General features: G+C 45.4%; 13 protein-coding genes. 12 read left to right on the forward strand and 1 reads right to left on the reverse strand.

Annotation, left to right across the window (positions count from 1 at the left end; genetic code table 11):
- The first annotated feature begins 8 nt into the window (after window positions 1–8).
- The 12 genes from DP73_RS07285 (at window position 9) to pyrE (ending at window position 13,756) form a co-directional block, all read left to right on the forward strand.
- Window positions 9–683: a TraR/DksA C4-type zinc finger protein gene (locus tag DP73_RS07285; RefSeq protein ID WP_034598519.1), complete on the forward strand. Its 675-nt coding sequence runs from the start codon at window positions 9–11 to the stop codon at window positions 681–683.
- Window positions 684–744: 61 nt separating this feature from the next.
- Complete coding sequence (gene lspA / locus DP73_RS07290; protein ID WP_034598520.1) at window positions 745–1,218, forward strand: signal peptidase II; 474 nt, start codon at window positions 745–747, stop codon at window positions 1,216–1,218.
- Window positions 1,219–1,320: 102 nt separating this feature from the next.
- Window positions 1,321–2,241 (forward strand): RluA family pseudouridine synthase, encoded by a 921-nt coding sequence (locus tag DP73_RS07295; RefSeq protein WP_242865722.1) that lies wholly within the window; start codon window positions 1,321–1,323, stop codon window positions 2,239–2,241.
- 262 nt (window positions 2,242–2,503) lie between these two features.
- Window positions 2,504–3,067 carry a bifunctional pyr operon transcriptional regulator/uracil phosphoribosyltransferase PyrR gene (gene pyrR / locus DP73_RS07300; protein WP_034598729.1) on the forward strand — a complete coding sequence of 188 codons (564 nt, stop codon included), beginning with the start codon at window positions 2,504–2,506 and terminating at the stop codon, window positions 3,065–3,067.
- Window positions 3,068–3,313: 246 nt separating this feature from the next.
- On the forward strand, window positions 3,314–4,249 hold the full coding sequence (locus DP73_RS07305) for an aspartate carbamoyltransferase catalytic subunit (protein ID WP_014904559.1): 936 nt from the start codon (window positions 3,314–3,316) through the stop codon (window positions 4,247–4,249).
- A complete protein-coding gene (locus tag DP73_RS07310; protein WP_034598522.1) occupies window positions 4,236–5,546 on the forward strand; it encodes a dihydroorotase in 1,311 nt (436 codons plus the stop codon). The genes DP73_RS07305 and DP73_RS07310 overlap by 14 nt, the downstream gene beginning before the upstream one ends.
- A 37-nt stretch (window positions 5,547–5,583) precedes the next feature.
- Entirely contained in the window at window positions 5,584–6,696 is a 1,113-nt protein-coding gene (gene carA, locus DP73_RS07315; RefSeq protein WP_034598523.1) for a glutamine-hydrolyzing carbamoyl-phosphate synthase small subunit, read from the forward strand.
- 2 nt (window positions 6,697–6,698) lie between these two features.
- Window positions 6,699–9,872, forward strand: coding sequence for a carbamoyl-phosphate synthase large subunit (carB, locus tag DP73_RS07320; RefSeq protein ID WP_034598524.1), 3,174 nt, complete (start codon window positions 6,699–6,701; stop codon window positions 9,870–9,872).
- Window positions 9,873–9,923: 51 nt separating this feature from the next.
- Window positions 9,924–10,751: a dihydroorotate dehydrogenase electron transfer subunit gene (locus DP73_RS07325; RefSeq protein WP_034598525.1), complete on the forward strand. Its 828-nt coding sequence runs from the start codon at window positions 9,924–9,926 to the stop codon at window positions 10,749–10,751.
- On the forward strand, window positions 10,738–11,661 hold the full coding sequence (locus DP73_RS07330; RefSeq protein ID WP_034598526.1) for a dihydroorotate dehydrogenase: 924 nt from the start codon (window positions 10,738–10,740) through the stop codon (window positions 11,659–11,661). Before DP73_RS07325 ends, DP73_RS07330 begins: the two co-directional genes overlap by 14 nt.
- A gap of 59 nt (window positions 11,662–11,720) precedes the next feature.
- Entirely contained in the window at window positions 11,721–12,455 is a 735-nt protein-coding gene (gene pyrF / locus DP73_RS07335; protein ID WP_034598730.1) for an orotidine-5'-phosphate decarboxylase, read from the forward strand.
- A 698-nt stretch (window positions 12,456–13,153) separates the two neighbouring features.
- On the forward strand, window positions 13,154–13,756 hold the full coding sequence (gene pyrE, locus DP73_RS07340) for an orotate phosphoribosyltransferase (protein ID WP_034598527.1): 603 nt from the start codon (window positions 13,154–13,156) through the stop codon (window positions 13,754–13,756).
- A 188-nt stretch (window positions 13,757–13,944) separates the two neighbouring features.
- Here the strand turns inward: pyrE and DP73_RS07345 are convergent, their stop codons facing one another.
- Complete coding sequence (locus DP73_RS07345) at window positions 13,945–14,496, reverse strand: hypothetical protein (protein ID WP_034598528.1); 552 nt, start codon at window positions 14,494–14,496, stop codon at window positions 13,945–13,947.
- Between the last annotated feature and the right edge of the window lie 32 nt (window positions 14,497–14,528).

The raw sequence follows: 14,528 nt of genomic DNA on the forward strand, positions 1-14,528 counted from the left end.
GAAGATAATTGAAAGATCAAAAGGGATATGATAAATTGATCAATACATTACATGAAGAACGAAATGAAGTTATGGAAACTGCTGCTGAATTGTTTGAAGGAAGTATGAAAGATTCATTAGGAGAATTATCCCTTGTGGATAATCATCCGGCAGATGTTGGAAGCGAATTGTATCAGCGGTCGCGTGATATTGCCGAACATGATCGCTTAAGTCATAGAATTGGGGCTATTGACAATGCCCTGGAAAGATTTGAAAAGGGAAACTATGCCAAATGTGAGCATTGCGGTGAACAGATTCCTTATGAACGTCTTGAGGTTTTGCCTTACACGACAGTATGTGCAAAATGCAGCCGTGAAGAGGAAAAAGAAGAGCAACACTCCCTGCATCGAGACCCAGTGGAAAACGAAATTCTAAATCGTCCATTTTCCAGAACTTTTAATGATGGTACTGATCAAGTTATGTTTGATGGCGAAGATTCCTGGCAAGCTGTAGCTCGCTATGGTACTGCAGATACTCTTCAGGACTTGGGAACTAACCGTAATATTTCGGATCCAAATAACCTCTACGAAGATTCGGACGAATCCATTGGCGCTGTCCAATTTATTGAAACTATAGAAACTCAGCGGGAACCGGAAGGTCGCATAAACACCATTCATTATAGTAAAGAGCACGGACAAACATAATTATTTGCCCCACTTAGAACCCTATGTTAAGATGAGGGAAAGAATAGTGGGAGGGAATCTGTTGTTAGTTTGGCTTGCAATAATTGGGGTTTGGGGTGTAGATCGTTTTCTGAAGTTTTTAATTCAAACATACTTTATTCCGGGCGAAACACTAAAAGTTTTCCCCGGGATATTCCATTTGACCTATGTCTTGAATCCAGGCGCAGCTTTTGGTCTGATGGCGGGCCGAACCTGGATTTTTATCCTTACAGCGGTTCTGGTTGTTGGAGGGGTGGTTTATGGGCAGTATCGTATACCACGCCAAGAGAGGATTACACGACTGGCATTAGGGATAATTGGAGGCGGAGCACTGGGAAATTTGTACGATAGGCTGGTTATAGGACGGGTTGTAGACTATCTTGATTTTCAGATTTGGCCGTATGTGTTTAACTTCGCTGATAGTATGATTGTTGTAGGGGTAGGACTACTGTTGCTGGCTATTTATCGGGATGAAAGAGCCTCAAGGGGATCTGAACTTGATGTAACTGATGAGTAGTGAACTGCATTTAGTTCTCACCAAGAAAAACTAGGTATTGGGGTATGAAGAGTGTTAATTGATTCAACAAATAATTCAGGATTAGATTACTCCGATTGCGGATTGGATGAAGATGAACAAATATCTTCTCACGAGCAAGTGTTTGAACTTCCTGAAGGAGTTCGCTTAGATCTTGGAGTAACTGAAGTTTTAGAAAAAAGCCGTTCTTTCGTTCAGGGTCTTATTACAAAAGAATGTGTACTTGTCAATGGGTTAGCTAGAAAAGCGAATTACAAAATACGCCAAGGGGATTTAGTAAAAGTCATTATTCCAGCTCTAAGAGAATCTTCGGCTACACCGGAAAATATCCCCCTGGAGATTATTTACGAGGATGAGGATGTTTTAGTTGTCAATAAACCACAAGGAATGGTAGTTCACCCGGCTCCCGGGGCTTGGACGGGAACGATGGTTAATGCTTTGCTATACCACTGTGATAATCTTTCTGGAATCAATGGAGTGTTGCGACCGGGGATTGTACACCGCATAGACAAGGATACATCGGGAATTTTGGTAGTGGCTAAGAATGATTTTTCACACCAAGGTCTTGCTGCACAGCTTAAGGCACATTCTATGGAGAGAAAATACTTGGCCCTGGTTCACGGGGTCATGACGGAGCCATCTGGAACCGTCGATGCCCCAATTGGACGAGATCCTTCTGATCGAAAACGCATGGCGGTGGTTATGCAGAATTCGAAACAGGCTGTGACCCATTATACCGTTGTTGAACGTTTTGGAGATACTTCATATTTAGAAGTTTGCTTAGAGACGGGGCGAACCCATCAGATACGCGTACATATGGCCTATATTAAGCACCCGATTATCGGAGATCCGGTTTACGGTCCTAAGAAGAATCAATTTGGCATACAAGGTCAAATGCTCCATGCAGCTCATTTAGGTTTTGAGCATCCGCGCAATGGGTCGTGGATGAGTTTCGAGTCTCCTCTGCCGCATAGGTTTGCCGCTCTGCTTGAAAAAATGCGCTAGTTGAGAGATTATTCGATAAATTTCGGTATTTTAATTAGTGCATTGACTTTTAATCAAAGCTAAAGTAAACTAGGGAACAAGAATTATAGCCTTTAATGAAGTCCCGAGAGGCTTGGGAAGGCAGACGGATACACGGGGAAAACTGTCTGCTTTCGAGACAGTTTTTTTGTACTACTCAGAAAGTATTCGAGCAACCAATCACCAATTAGGACAGAAATATCTAAGGACTAAAGATTCCCTGGGAAGAAAGGAGTTAGAAGCCTTGGAAGGAACAATAAAAAGTAAAATTTTAGATCCGGATGGAATTCGCCGGGCAGTAACTCGTATTGCTCATGAAATTGTCGAAAAGAATAAAGGTACTGATAAACTTGTCCTAGTAGGGATTCGCCGAAGAGGAGTGCCTCTTGCGGAACGAATCCAGCAGTATATTGAAGAGTTCGAGGGAGTAAAGGTTCCATTGGGAATCCTGGATATTACTCTTTACAGAGATGATCTCAGTACCATTGACATTCACCCCGTCGTTCATGAAACGGACATTCCGGTAAGTATTGAAGGTAAAGCGGTTATTCTAATTGATGATGTACTTTATACAGGCCGAACGGCTCGTGCGGCTTTAGACGCAACAATGGATATTGGAAGGCCTGAACGAATTCAGTTGGCTGTGCTGGTCGATCGGGGACATAGAGAGTTGCCTATCCGAGCAGATTTTGTTGGCAAGAACCTTCCCACATCTCGTCGAGAAATTGTCGCTGTTCGACTTAAAGAAGTGGATGGGGACGAAGACGTGCTCTTGCTCGAAAGAGATGATGATATCAATAAAAGTTAATCAACCGGTTCCCTTTAAATGTTATCCAGAGAGATAACCAAGGGGTGAGTTGGATATAGTAGGCTATGCCTATTTTTAAATCCTCTCCCTTTTGGGATGAGGATTTTTACATTTTTACCCCGTCGACCAGAAACTAAGGGGATATTGCTAAGTGAACACTTTAGTGGAATTCCCCTTACTTTCAAAGAGAATAATCACAAACTGTTTAGAAACAATAAGAATGGAAAAAGTTAGGGAGGTTTATTCATGAAGTGGCAGCGTAAAGATATTCTAGCGATCGAGGATATGAGTGTGGAGGAAATCCGTCATATTTTGCATACTGCAAAAGTGATGAAAGAGATTTTAATGCGTCCAATAAAAAAATTGCCTACATTAAAAGGAAAATCAGTAGTTAATCTTTTCTATGAAGCAAGTACACGGACTCGAACCTCTTTTGAAATGGCGGCGAAAGTTTTAGGAGCTGATACAACAAGTATTGCGGTTGCCCAGAGCAGTGTAAGTAAGGGTGAGAGTTTATATGATACTGCTAAGACTATTCAGGCAATGAGAGCTGATGTCGTGATTCTTAGGCATCCTAGTTCAGGATCTGCGAAGTTTTTAGCAGATATTTTAGACCCGGCAGTCATTAATGCAGGTGATGGGCAGCATGCCCACCCAACCCAAGCCTTACTGGATATATTTACGATGCAGGAACATTTGGGAGAGTTAGAAGGTAAGAACGTGGTCATTGTGGGGGATGTTTTACATTCTAGGGTTGCTCGAAGTAATGCTTGGTGTCTGCAAAAGATGGGGGTCAATGTGACTTTGGCCGGTCCTCCAACCCTTGTTCCCGCTGAAATGGAGGGATTAGGGGTTAACATGACTCACGATCTTGACAGTGCTTTACCCGGTGCGGATATCGTTATGGCCCTTCGCCTTCAACTTGAAAGACAGAAAAGCGGACTCTTTCCCAGTCTTCGTGAATATAGCCATCTTTATGGTTTAACCACAGAGCGGCTCAAGAAAACAGGCAAACAAAGCATCGTGTTGCACCCCGGCCCGATGAATAGAGGGGTGGAAATTTCTGATGATGTTGCTAATGGGGTCGACGCCTTGATTGAGCGTCAAGTCACGAATGGTGTAGCAATCCGTATGGCATTGATTTATTTACTGATAGGAGGGTCTGGCAATGTGGTGGCTTAAAGACGTTATGGTTATAGATCCAAGTCAAAATATATCTGCTCCCCGGGATGTTCTTATTAAGGATAAAATGGTATTAGAAATTTCTGCATCACTGACAGAGGAAGATGTTTTAGTAAAAGCGCAAGGTGAATCTGTGGAAACCGTTAATGGCAAAGGTAAATATCTTTTCCCGGGACTTATTGATGTACACACTCATCTGCGTGAACCAGGGCAAGAGGATAAAGAAGATATATTAAGTGGATCACGTGCTGCAGTACGGGGTGGATTTACGACAATTCTGGCCATGGCTAACACACAACCTCCTATAGATAATCGAGCTTTGGTAGAGTTTGTACGCAGACAAGGCGAACGTGCCGGATATGCCCATGTCCTGCCCATAGGGACAGTCACTAAAGGCATGCAGGGCAGTGAATTAGTAGAAATGGCGGATATGAAAGCAGGAGGAGCAGCAGCTTTTTCGGATGATGGTAAAAACATTCAGAACGCAGAAATGATGAGGCTTGCTTTAGAATATGCCAAACTTACAGGCTTTCCGATTATCAGTCACTGTGAGGATAAAGATTTAGCCGGAGATGGCCAAATGCGAAGAGGCGTGGCTTCAGGGCGGATGGGATTAAGAGGAATCCCGGCCAGTGCCGAGAGTGTAATAGTGGCCAGAGATTTAATTCTTGCCGAGGAAACTGGCGGCAAGCTTCATCTGGCCCATATTTCAACGGCAGATAGCGTGGAGATGATTCGAAAAGCTAAAGCACGAGGTGTTAATGTTACGGCAGAGGTCAACCCGCATCATCTCATCTTTACTGATGAAGAGATAGGTATTACAGATACAGTGCTTAAGGTAAATCCTCCCCTGGGTTCGGAAGAGGATCGGGAAGCCTTAATTGAAGGGCTGCGTGATGGAACTATTGATATGATAGCAACTGATCATGCCCCACACACCCAGGCAGAAAAAGCTCGACCCTTTGCAGAAGCTCCTTTTGGAATTGCTAGTCTAGAGACTGCCTTAAGTGCGGTTTGGAACTACTTGGTGTTACCTGGACGATTGTCCCTGGATCGTGTGATTGAGGCTTGGAGTTGGGCTCCGGCACAACGGTTTGGTTTGACAGGGGGAACCCTCAAGCCTGGGGCTATAGCGGATATTGTGCTTTTTGATCCTGACTTCTCAGAGGTGATTGATTCAACAAACTTGGTATCGAAAGCTCGCAATACTCCGTTTCTAGGAAAGAATATGGCTGGCTTCCCTGTGATGGTTTGGGTTGAAGGTAAGTTAGTTCAGAGAGATAGAGTTGTTAAATAGATAAAGATTTACCAAGATAGAGAGAGGAAGTGTCGAGGTGGCTTATCTTATTTTTGAAGATGGGACGACCTTTGAGGGAGAAGAGTTTGGGGGATGGGAAAAGAGTTCCACCCAGGTAGAAGAGCAAGAAGTCGTTTTCAATACCTCAATGAGTGGCTATCAGGAGATGGTTACAGATTTATCCTATGCAGGTCAGATACTTGTCCTTACTCAACCCCTGATTGGAAACTATGGATGGCATCATGAAGAAAATGAAGCGGATAAAACACGCCTGCAAGGGCTCATCCTTCGCGAACTTTCCGGGGGGGAGGGAAGTCAGCATGGTGAGGGGTCTCTAGAGGATTATTGTTACCAGCATGGTGTACAAGGTCTAAAGGGAGTCGATACACGAGCACTAACCAGATATTTACGGCAATTTGGAACCTTGCCAGGAGTACTTGTTCGCACTAAAGAGATTGGGCAGGATTATTGGAGGAATTCGCAGAAGAAAACCCAAGTAAAGGAAAATAGTGAGCATTGGGTTTATCGTTCGACGGTGAAAGAGTCATTTGAAATTCCCGGATCAGGTCCATTGATTGCAGTCATGGATTTTGGCGTAAAACGAAATATCATTCGTAACCTTCAGAAAAGAGGGTTTCGGATTATGGTTTTCCCAGCTAAGACTAAGGCTGAAGAAATACTTAAGAATCGCCCCAGTGGGATAGTTCTGAGCAATGGCCCCGGCAATCCCGAAGAGTTACCCGAAGAAATTGCTACAGTACAGAAGTTATATGATAAGCTGCCAATCTTAGGGATATGTTTAGGACACCAACTTTTAGCCTTGGCTGCAGGTGGAAGAACCTACAAGTTACATTATGGACATCGGGGCGGGAATCATCCGGTGATCGACATCCGCTCTGGAAAAGCGACAATGACATCCCAAAACCATGGCTACGCTGTGCAGGAAGACTCTTTGAAGGGTTCGGGCTTTGAGGTTACCTTGCTGAATCTCAATGATGGAACCGTAGAAGGAATGGAGCATACTTCTTATCCAATTTTATCGGTACAATTTCATCCGGAAGGGGCTCCAGGGCCTGAGGAGAACGATGAAATTTTTGACCGCTTCAAGTCTATTGTTTTAGACAGATCAGCGCGAAAGGGGAGAGGATAAGAATGCCCAAAAAAGAGTGGAAAAAGGTTCTGGTAATTGGCTCAGGCCCCATCGTAATTGGACAGGCGGCTGAATTTGACTATGCCGGCACACAAGCTTGCCGAGCTCTTCGCGAGGAAGGGATTGAGGTCATTCTCGTCAATTCCAATCCTGCCACAATCATGACGGATCGAGAAACAGCAGATCGGGTTTATATAGAGCCTTTAACTGTGGAATCTATGGAACGGATCATTGAACGGGAGAGACCTGACGGGTTGATACCTACGATGGGTGGACAAACAGGCTTAAACTTAGCGTATCAGCTTGCTAAAAGAGGGGTTTTGGAGCGCTGTGAGGTCACTCTAATGGGAACCTCGCTGAAAAGCATTGACCAAGCTGAAGATCGGGAGAGCTTTAGGGCTCTGATGAAAGAACTGGGTGAGCCGATTCCGGAAAGCATGATTGTTTCCCATGTTGAGGATGCCCTGAAATTTGCAGATGTTACCGGTTACCCACTTATTGTTCGGCCGGCCTTTACCTTGGGTGGAACCGGAGGAGGAATTGTTCAAAACAAAACTGAACTTCAACAGATTGCAGAAAGCGGCCTTCAGGCAAGTCTGATTGGTCAGATTCTTGTAGAGAGAAGTGTAGCTGGTTGGAAGGAAGTCGAGTTTGAGGTTTTACGGGATGGAGTCGGTAACTGTATAACGATATGTCACATGGAAAATATGGATCCGGTGGGAATACATACAGGTGACAGTATTGTTGTAGCACCTTGTCAAACCTTAACTGACAGAGAGGTTCAAACCCTGCGCAGTGCCTCTCTAAGAATTGTTAATGGTCTGGGAATTGAAGGTGGGTGTAACGTCCAATTTGCCCTCCATCCTTCTCAAATGGAATATGTTGTGATCGAGGTTAATCCTCGCTTAAGTCGCTCAAGTGCTTTGGCCTCGAAGGCTACGGGATATCCTATTGCTAAAATCGCCGCTAAGATAGCCTTGGGTTATGCTCTAACAGAACTCAAGAATGCTGTGACGGGAAAGACCTCCGCTTGTTTTGAGCCTGCCTTGGACTATGTGGTTGTGAAGTTTCCGCGCTGGCCTTTTGATAAATTTACAGAGGCAGATCGCCAGTTAGGGACTCAGATGAAGGCAACGGGGGAAGTAATGGGGATAGGTCGGAACTTGGAATCCGCCTTGCTCAAAGCCATCCGTTCTCTTGATATAAAAGTTTATGGGGTTCGCATGGCGGAGCTTGAGGGACTTTCAGACGCGGAACTTAAAGACGCTTGTTTAAAACCAGATGATCGCCAGTTGTTTGTTTTTGCTGAAGGTTTGAGACGCGGTTGGACAGTAGATTGGTTGGTTCAAGAAACCGGTTGGAATCGATACTATTTGAATATACTAAAACGTCTTGTGGATGAGACAATTTTATTGGAACAGACTCCTTGGGATGAGGCTAGGTTGCGTCGAGTAAAACGGCTAGGGTTTTCTGACCTGGAGATTGCATCTCTCTGGAAAACTACTGAGGACAAAGTACATCAATTTAGAAAAGAGCATAGTATAAGGCCTGTTTTTAAAATGGTGGATACCTGCGCCGCAGAATTTGAAGCGACAACACCTTACTTTTATTCCAGTTATGATCTGGAAGATGAAGGGGATGTTCATAAACGGCCTAAAGTTGTCGTTCTAGGTTCAGGTTCAATTCGAATAGGACAGGGTATAGAATTTGATTATTGTTCAGTACATGCTGTACTGGCCCTGAGAAAAGCGGGTTATGAAAGCATTATAATCAATAACAATCCGGAAACAGTGTCGACGGATTTTGATACGGCTGATCGTCTCTATTTTGAACCATTAACCTTAGAGGATGTATCCGAGATTTTAGATAAAGAACAACCCGATGGAGTAGTCGTTCAGTTCGGTGGGCAGACGGCAATCGGTTTAGCAAGCGGACTGGCAAGACGTGGATATAAGATTTTAGGTACGACGGTAGAAGATATCGATCGTGCAGAAGAGCGAGGAAATTTCGACCGGGTACTGCAAGAGCTAGGTGCCCAGCGCCCTCGCGGAGGCGGCGCCAAGAATATGGAGCAAGTGCAGAGCGTTGCCCATGAGATTGGATTTCCTTTAGTTGTACGTCCGTCTTATGTTCTTGGCGGCCGGGCTATGGACATTGTATATGAAGAAAAGGAATTAGAACCGGTTATTAAGCGAGCTTTTTCCGCATCCTCAGACCAGGAAATCTGGATGGATCAATATCTGCTGGGTACGGAGGTTGAGGTTGATGCAATCTCAGACGGAGAGAATGTTTTTATCCCCGGGATTATGGAACATTTGGAGCGGGCCGGAGTTCATTCCGGAGATTCTATAGCAGTCTATCCACCTCAAACTCTCGACTTAAACATGGAAGAACGTATTATTGCTTTGACAAAATCCTTAGCACGATCCTTGAAAATAAAAGGTCTGCTTAATATACAATATGTCATTTACCACCAAGAACTCTATGTTCTGGAGGTTAATCCGCGATCAAGCCGTACAGTTCCCTTTCTAAGTAAAGTTACCGGGGTTCCCATTGTTGATTGGGCTTCCCAAGTTATCCTGGGCAAAAAGTGGGAAGAAATAGGTATCCCCCACGGCCTCTGGCCAGTCAGTGATCGAGTTGCTGTCAAAGCACCTGTGTTTTCCTTCTCTAAGCTGCAAAGAGTCGAACCGTCATTAGGCCCTGAGATGAAATCTACGGGTGAAGTTATGGGCATGGACAAAACCTATGAAAAAGCTCTCTACAAGGCGTTGCTGGGAGCGGGATTGTCCTTTACGACTTATGGGTCTGTGTTAATAACCTTGGCAGATCGGGATAAAGCAGAAGGGTTAGAGCTGGCCAGGCGTTTCGCAGAAATTGGCTTCCGTATCCTAGCGACTGAGGGGACTACCCGCTATTTAAAGACTCAGGGATTACGGGTAGAAACAATTGCCAAGCTGCATGATGGTTCTAACGAAATTATTGATGGTATTCGCAAGCAACAGATTCAATACGTTGTCAATACAACAACTCATGGTCGAGTCCAAGAAAGTGATGGCTTTGCCATCCGTAGAGCAGCTGTAGAACATGGAATCCCTTGCTTCACAAGCTTAGATACTGCGGCAGCGTTGCTTCAGGTACTAGAAAGTTTATCTCCGGGTCTCTTGCCGCTCTAGTCAATTGCGAACCACGAACTACGAATATCGAACCACGAAAAGGAGGTTGCCATGCTTACCAAAGGACAAGTGGTAGTTCATGAATCCCTGGGGGATGAAAAGCATAAGCTTAAAAGGTTAGTTCTGAAAGGACCGATTGCCAGAACTGCCCAGGCGGGACAATTCGTTGCAATCCAAGTCCAGGACTCATCAATCTCGTCATTTGATCCCTTGTTAAGGCGGCCGATTAGTTTAGCCGACATCTCTTCCGAGAATGACGAAATTACTTTGCTCTATCGAGTTCAGGGACGAGGAACAGAAATTCTTGCGCGTGCTAAGGAGGGAGGAGTGCTCAGTATCATGGGCCCTTTGGGACATGGCTTTTCTCTGCCGGAAGCGGGAGAATTATGGTTGGTAGCCGGAGGAATTGGAATTTTTCCCTTATATCCCTTAGCCCTTAGTGCTCTGAGTAAGGGGTTAACTGTTCGCTTGTTTTGGGGAGGAGAAAACCAATCCTTTCTGGAGAGTGCCGGTCTTTCCTCCTGGGAGAAATTAGGAATCCCGCTATATCTGAGTACACTTGATGGAAGTCTAGGGCAAAAGGGCCTTGTGACTGAACAAATAAATGATCAGTTAGGACAAATGTCTTTGAGCAGTAGCCAAATCTGGGCAGCGGCTTGTGGCCCAAAGAAGATGATGCAGGCCGTGGCGGAGATTTGTATAAACGTTAAAGTACCTATAGAGGTTTCCCTGGAAGAAAGAATGGGGTGTGCAGTAGGAGCCTGCTTGGGTTGTGTGTGCACGTTGATCGACGAAACTGGGGCAAAAGTTCATAAAAAAGTATGTCAGGATGGACCGGTTTTCCGAGGAGAGGAGGTTGTATGGGATGAATCCTGTTAATTTATCTACCCAGTTCGCTGGAATAACCTTAAGAAATCCACTGATTACTTGTTCGGGTACCTACGGATTTGGAGAGGAGTATACCAGCTATTGTCCTCTGGAAGCCTTAGGGGGAATAACTCTAAAAGGGGTTACTCCCTTACCTCGACTGGGCAACCCTGTCCCCAGGTTAGCTGAAACTCCGGCAGGACTGCTAAATGCCGTTGGTCTGGAAAACCCAGGATTAGATGAATTTATTCAATCCTATCTGCCAAAGATAAGGAAGTTACCCACTGCAGCCATCGCCAATATTTCTGGATTTTCCCTTGAAGATTATGTCCAGCTGGCCCGGGCACTGCAAAAGGATTCCGGTTTAGCTGCACTTGAGGTGAATATCTCTTGTCCCAATGTCAAACATGGTGGAATGCATTTTGGTACAGATCCTCAAAGTGCCCAGGAAGTAATTGCCGCGGTAAAGGCTGAAACTGATTTGCCAGTTATCGCAAAACTTTCTCCCAATGTTACAGATATTGTGGGCATGGCGCGGGCAGTTCAGCTAGGGGGAGCGGATGCAATCTCTCTGATTAATACTCTTTTAGGGATGCATATTGATATATATCAACAACGGCCTGTTTTAGCCAATACATTTGGAGGACTATCAGGCCCAGCGATTCGGCCAGTTGCCGTACGCATGGTTTGGCAGGTTTTTCAAGCAGTCGATTTGCCGATTATTGGAATGGGCGGGATCACAACTTGGCAAGACGCCGTAGAATTCATGCTGGCAGGAGCAACGGCAATAAGTATAGGTACTGGTAATTTCGTTAATCCTCAGGCACCGTTAGAGATTTTACAAGGAATCAAAGAGTACTGTGAGGAACGTGGACTGGCCTCCGTAAGGGATTTAGTAGGATTAGCCCATCATGTTAGATAAAACAAATGACACCGGTTTACTTAAACCATGAACTGTTAATAGCTTTTTCCTGCCTTGAAATGTTGAAAACTGGGGGGATATTGTTGGATTTAACATTAAATAACCAGCGAGTGATGGTTGCCTTAGATGTTCAAAGTCGAGAGGAAGCTTTAGTTCTAGCCAAAGCTCTTCAAGGCAGTGGGTGTTGGCTAAAAGTAGGCTTAGAACTTTACTCCTATACCGGCCCCATGATGATTCGGGAACTAAAAGCTTTAGGATTTCCCATTTTTCTTGATTTGAAGCTGCATGATATACCTACAACAGTGGAACGAGCAATTCGAGGATTCGTGCAGTGTGGAGCTGATATGATCAATGTCCATTGCAGCGGCGGGTATGATATGATGGCTAGAGCAGGGAATGCAGTGCGTGAAGAAGGAAGTAAGCTAAATAGTATCCCTAAGGTGATTGGAGTTACAGTCCTGACAAGTATGTCAGAAACTCAATTCAGACAAGAGATGGGAGTCCAACGGAACCTGGGAGAGCACGTTGTAGAATTAGCGGTGCTAGCGGAAAAGGCAGGGCTTGACGGTGTCGTTGCATCAGCTAAGGAGGCAACAGATATTAGAAAAAACACAAAAGCGGATTTTCTAATTGTGACACCAGGAATCCGCCCAGCCTGGAGTGAAGCCCAGGATCAAGCAAGGGTTCTTACTCCTTCAGAAGCTTTAGATGCAGGCAGTTCATACCTGGTCATCGGGAGGCCGATAACCCGTTCGGAAGATCCACGCCAAGCTTTAGAACGGCTTTGGGAATAGGATGAAAAAGGGGTCGCTCGGGTTGGGCGGCTTCGCAACATCCGCTCACCGCAGCACTCCGAGGCTCGCCCACTCGCCGACGCGGGACTTCGCCAAACCTCCGGGTAGTACCTGATGTTAACCCGTGGCTCCGTCTCCCCGCGCCGTCTTGTGGGCTTTTACCGCCTCTCCATGCAATGGGTTCGCTTCTGTGGACGAAGCTGCCCTGCTTTCGGGTCCATGGGTTCTTGGGACTGTTTTGGGGCTTTCGGCTTCCTTTTTTCAGAGTGGCCGATCATGCCGCTGTCGTAGCACTAGCAGATGATGAAAATGCCTAACACACGTAGATCCCACGAAGCCCGACCAGAGCCTCCCTAGAGATCTGCTTACACTCCCAGCAAACTGGCTGAAGGAGCGCTTGCCTGCTAAGCGGATGCGTCAGCGGAGCCGCGTTATGGCGAGCGCTGACGGTTCGCGTCCCCGTAGCGCGCCGCAGGTTCACATGCAGTAATGCACAGAGGTTCGGACGCGCTCGCGAACCGTCCAGCGAGGCAGCGGCGGAACTCGCAGACGCGTGCTGGCTGAAGACACCGTCTTCGCACGAATTACAACAGCGTAAAAGCGCTCCGCCCCCAGAGCCAGACCAGAAGAATCGACTTACCTGAAAGCTTTTTCAGAGTAGATGACATAGAGGTTATAGAAAAGGAGAGATCACATTAATGGATAAAACTCTTAACAATAAGATGCCGCTTACAACTGAAGAATATATGGACCTGTTTAGAAAAAGTGAAGCTTTGTTGGAGGGGCATTTCCTTTTAACCTCAGGCAAACACAGTGCTCAATACATGCAGTGTGCTCAAGTACTTCAACATCCGGATCGAGCAGGGATTTTGGCAGAGGGGCTGGCATCACAATTTCGGGACATGGACGTTCAAACAGTCATCGGCCCCGCAACAGGGGGGATTTTAGTAGCCCATGAAGTTGCCAAAGCCTTAGGAGTTAGGTCTTTATTCACAGAGAGAGAAAATGGAATCATGCGCTTGCGCAGAGGATTTACTATATCCCCGGGAGAAAGAGTATTGGTAGTTGAAGATGTTATAACGACTGGTGGTTCAGTTCGAGAAGTACTGACTGTAGTCAAAGAATTCGGAGCCACGGCCCTAGGTGTGGGAGTACTCGTCGATCGCTCAGGTGGAAAAGTAGATTTTGGTTTACCTCAGTGCTCAGTTATTCAGTTGAGTATCCAAGCCTACGAAGCTCAGGATTGCCCTCTTTGTGCTCAGGGAATTCCTGCTGTCAAACCCGGAAGCCGAAAGATTTGATTAGGATAAAGCAAGACAAGAGAACCGTCTCCCTCTCCAGCTATGGCTAGTCAGGGGGACGGTTCTTTTGTCTTACCCAGAGCCTTATGTGACGAAGTCTATATTTCTTCCGGGTTGATCCTTCTTCTCTCGATCTAAAAAAGGACTTGAGGAGTAGGTTCTTGTTTTTCCGGATTTGCCCAAAATGGCTACTCATACTCCAAGTAACTTGTCCGGTTGTTGACTTTGGTAATTGATGGCTGTTGAAATGTATTAGAATCCGAGATGTATTTAAGTACGGCCGAAGTAGTTAATCCATACACCAGGTGCTGAATTAAAGCAAAATAGTGGCTTTTAGTTGAATGTGGTTTAATACCAAATAGATCTAATTTATTTCCCCCATTATGAAGACCGATCCAGGCCAACAAGCTTATGAAAATGCCTTTGACGATAACGAAATCTTTTCCAGCTACTTTAAGAAGTCCGGATATTAGGGCACCTATACCTGCCCCAACAGTCATGTGCATGACCTCGCCAAGGAGAATATTCTTTAGTCTATAGCTGCGCAATGGATTCACAACCATCGATGAGGCAACTTTTCCGAAAAATAGCTTGTTTCCTAGTAGTACGTTAAGTAACTCTGTGACAAGCGCTCCAACCGTACCGCTTATAAGTCCAATGACCAGAGAATCCTTAAGAGAATTCTTATTATTTAGTTGGTGAAGAAGATTGAGGATTTTTCTAAACACTTTGAGGTACATAAACTATTTCCTCCTCCTTTAGCATCGATACT

The sequence above is a fragment of the Desulfosporosinus sp. HMP52 genome, from assembly GCF_000765145.1.
GTDB lineage: Bacteria > Bacillota > Desulfitobacteriia > Desulfitobacteriales > Desulfitobacteriaceae > Desulfosporosinus.

Coding starts and splice junctions, on each gene's coding strand:
- DP73_RS07345 (WP_034598528.1), bottom strand. CDS start 14,496: ATGTACCTCAAAGTGTTTAGAAAAATCCTCAATCTTCTTCACCAACTA.
- DP73_RS07330 (WP_034598526.1), top strand. CDS start 10,738: ATGAATCCTGTTAATTTATCTACCCAGTTCGCTGGAATAACCTTAAGA.
- DP73_RS07310 (WP_034598522.1), top strand. CDS start 4,236: ATGTGGTGGCTTAAAGACGTTATGGTTATAGATCCAAGTCAAAATATA.
- DP73_RS07325 (WP_034598525.1), top strand. CDS start 9,924: ATGCTTACCAAAGGACAAGTGGTAGTTCATGAATCCCTGGGGGATGAA.
- DP73_RS07305 (WP_014904559.1), top strand. CDS start 3,314: ATGAAGTGGCAGCGTAAAGATATTCTAGCGATCGAGGATATGAGTGTG.
- pyrF (WP_034598730.1), top strand. CDS start 11,721: ATGTTGAAAACTGGGGGGATATTGTTGGATTTAACATTAAATAACCAG.
- carB (WP_034598524.1), top strand. CDS start 6,699: ATGCCCAAAAAAGAGTGGAAAAAGGTTCTGGTAATTGGCTCAGGCCCC.
- pyrE (WP_034598527.1), top strand. CDS start 13,154: ATGGATAAAACTCTTAACAATAAGATGCCGCTTACAACTGAAGAATAT.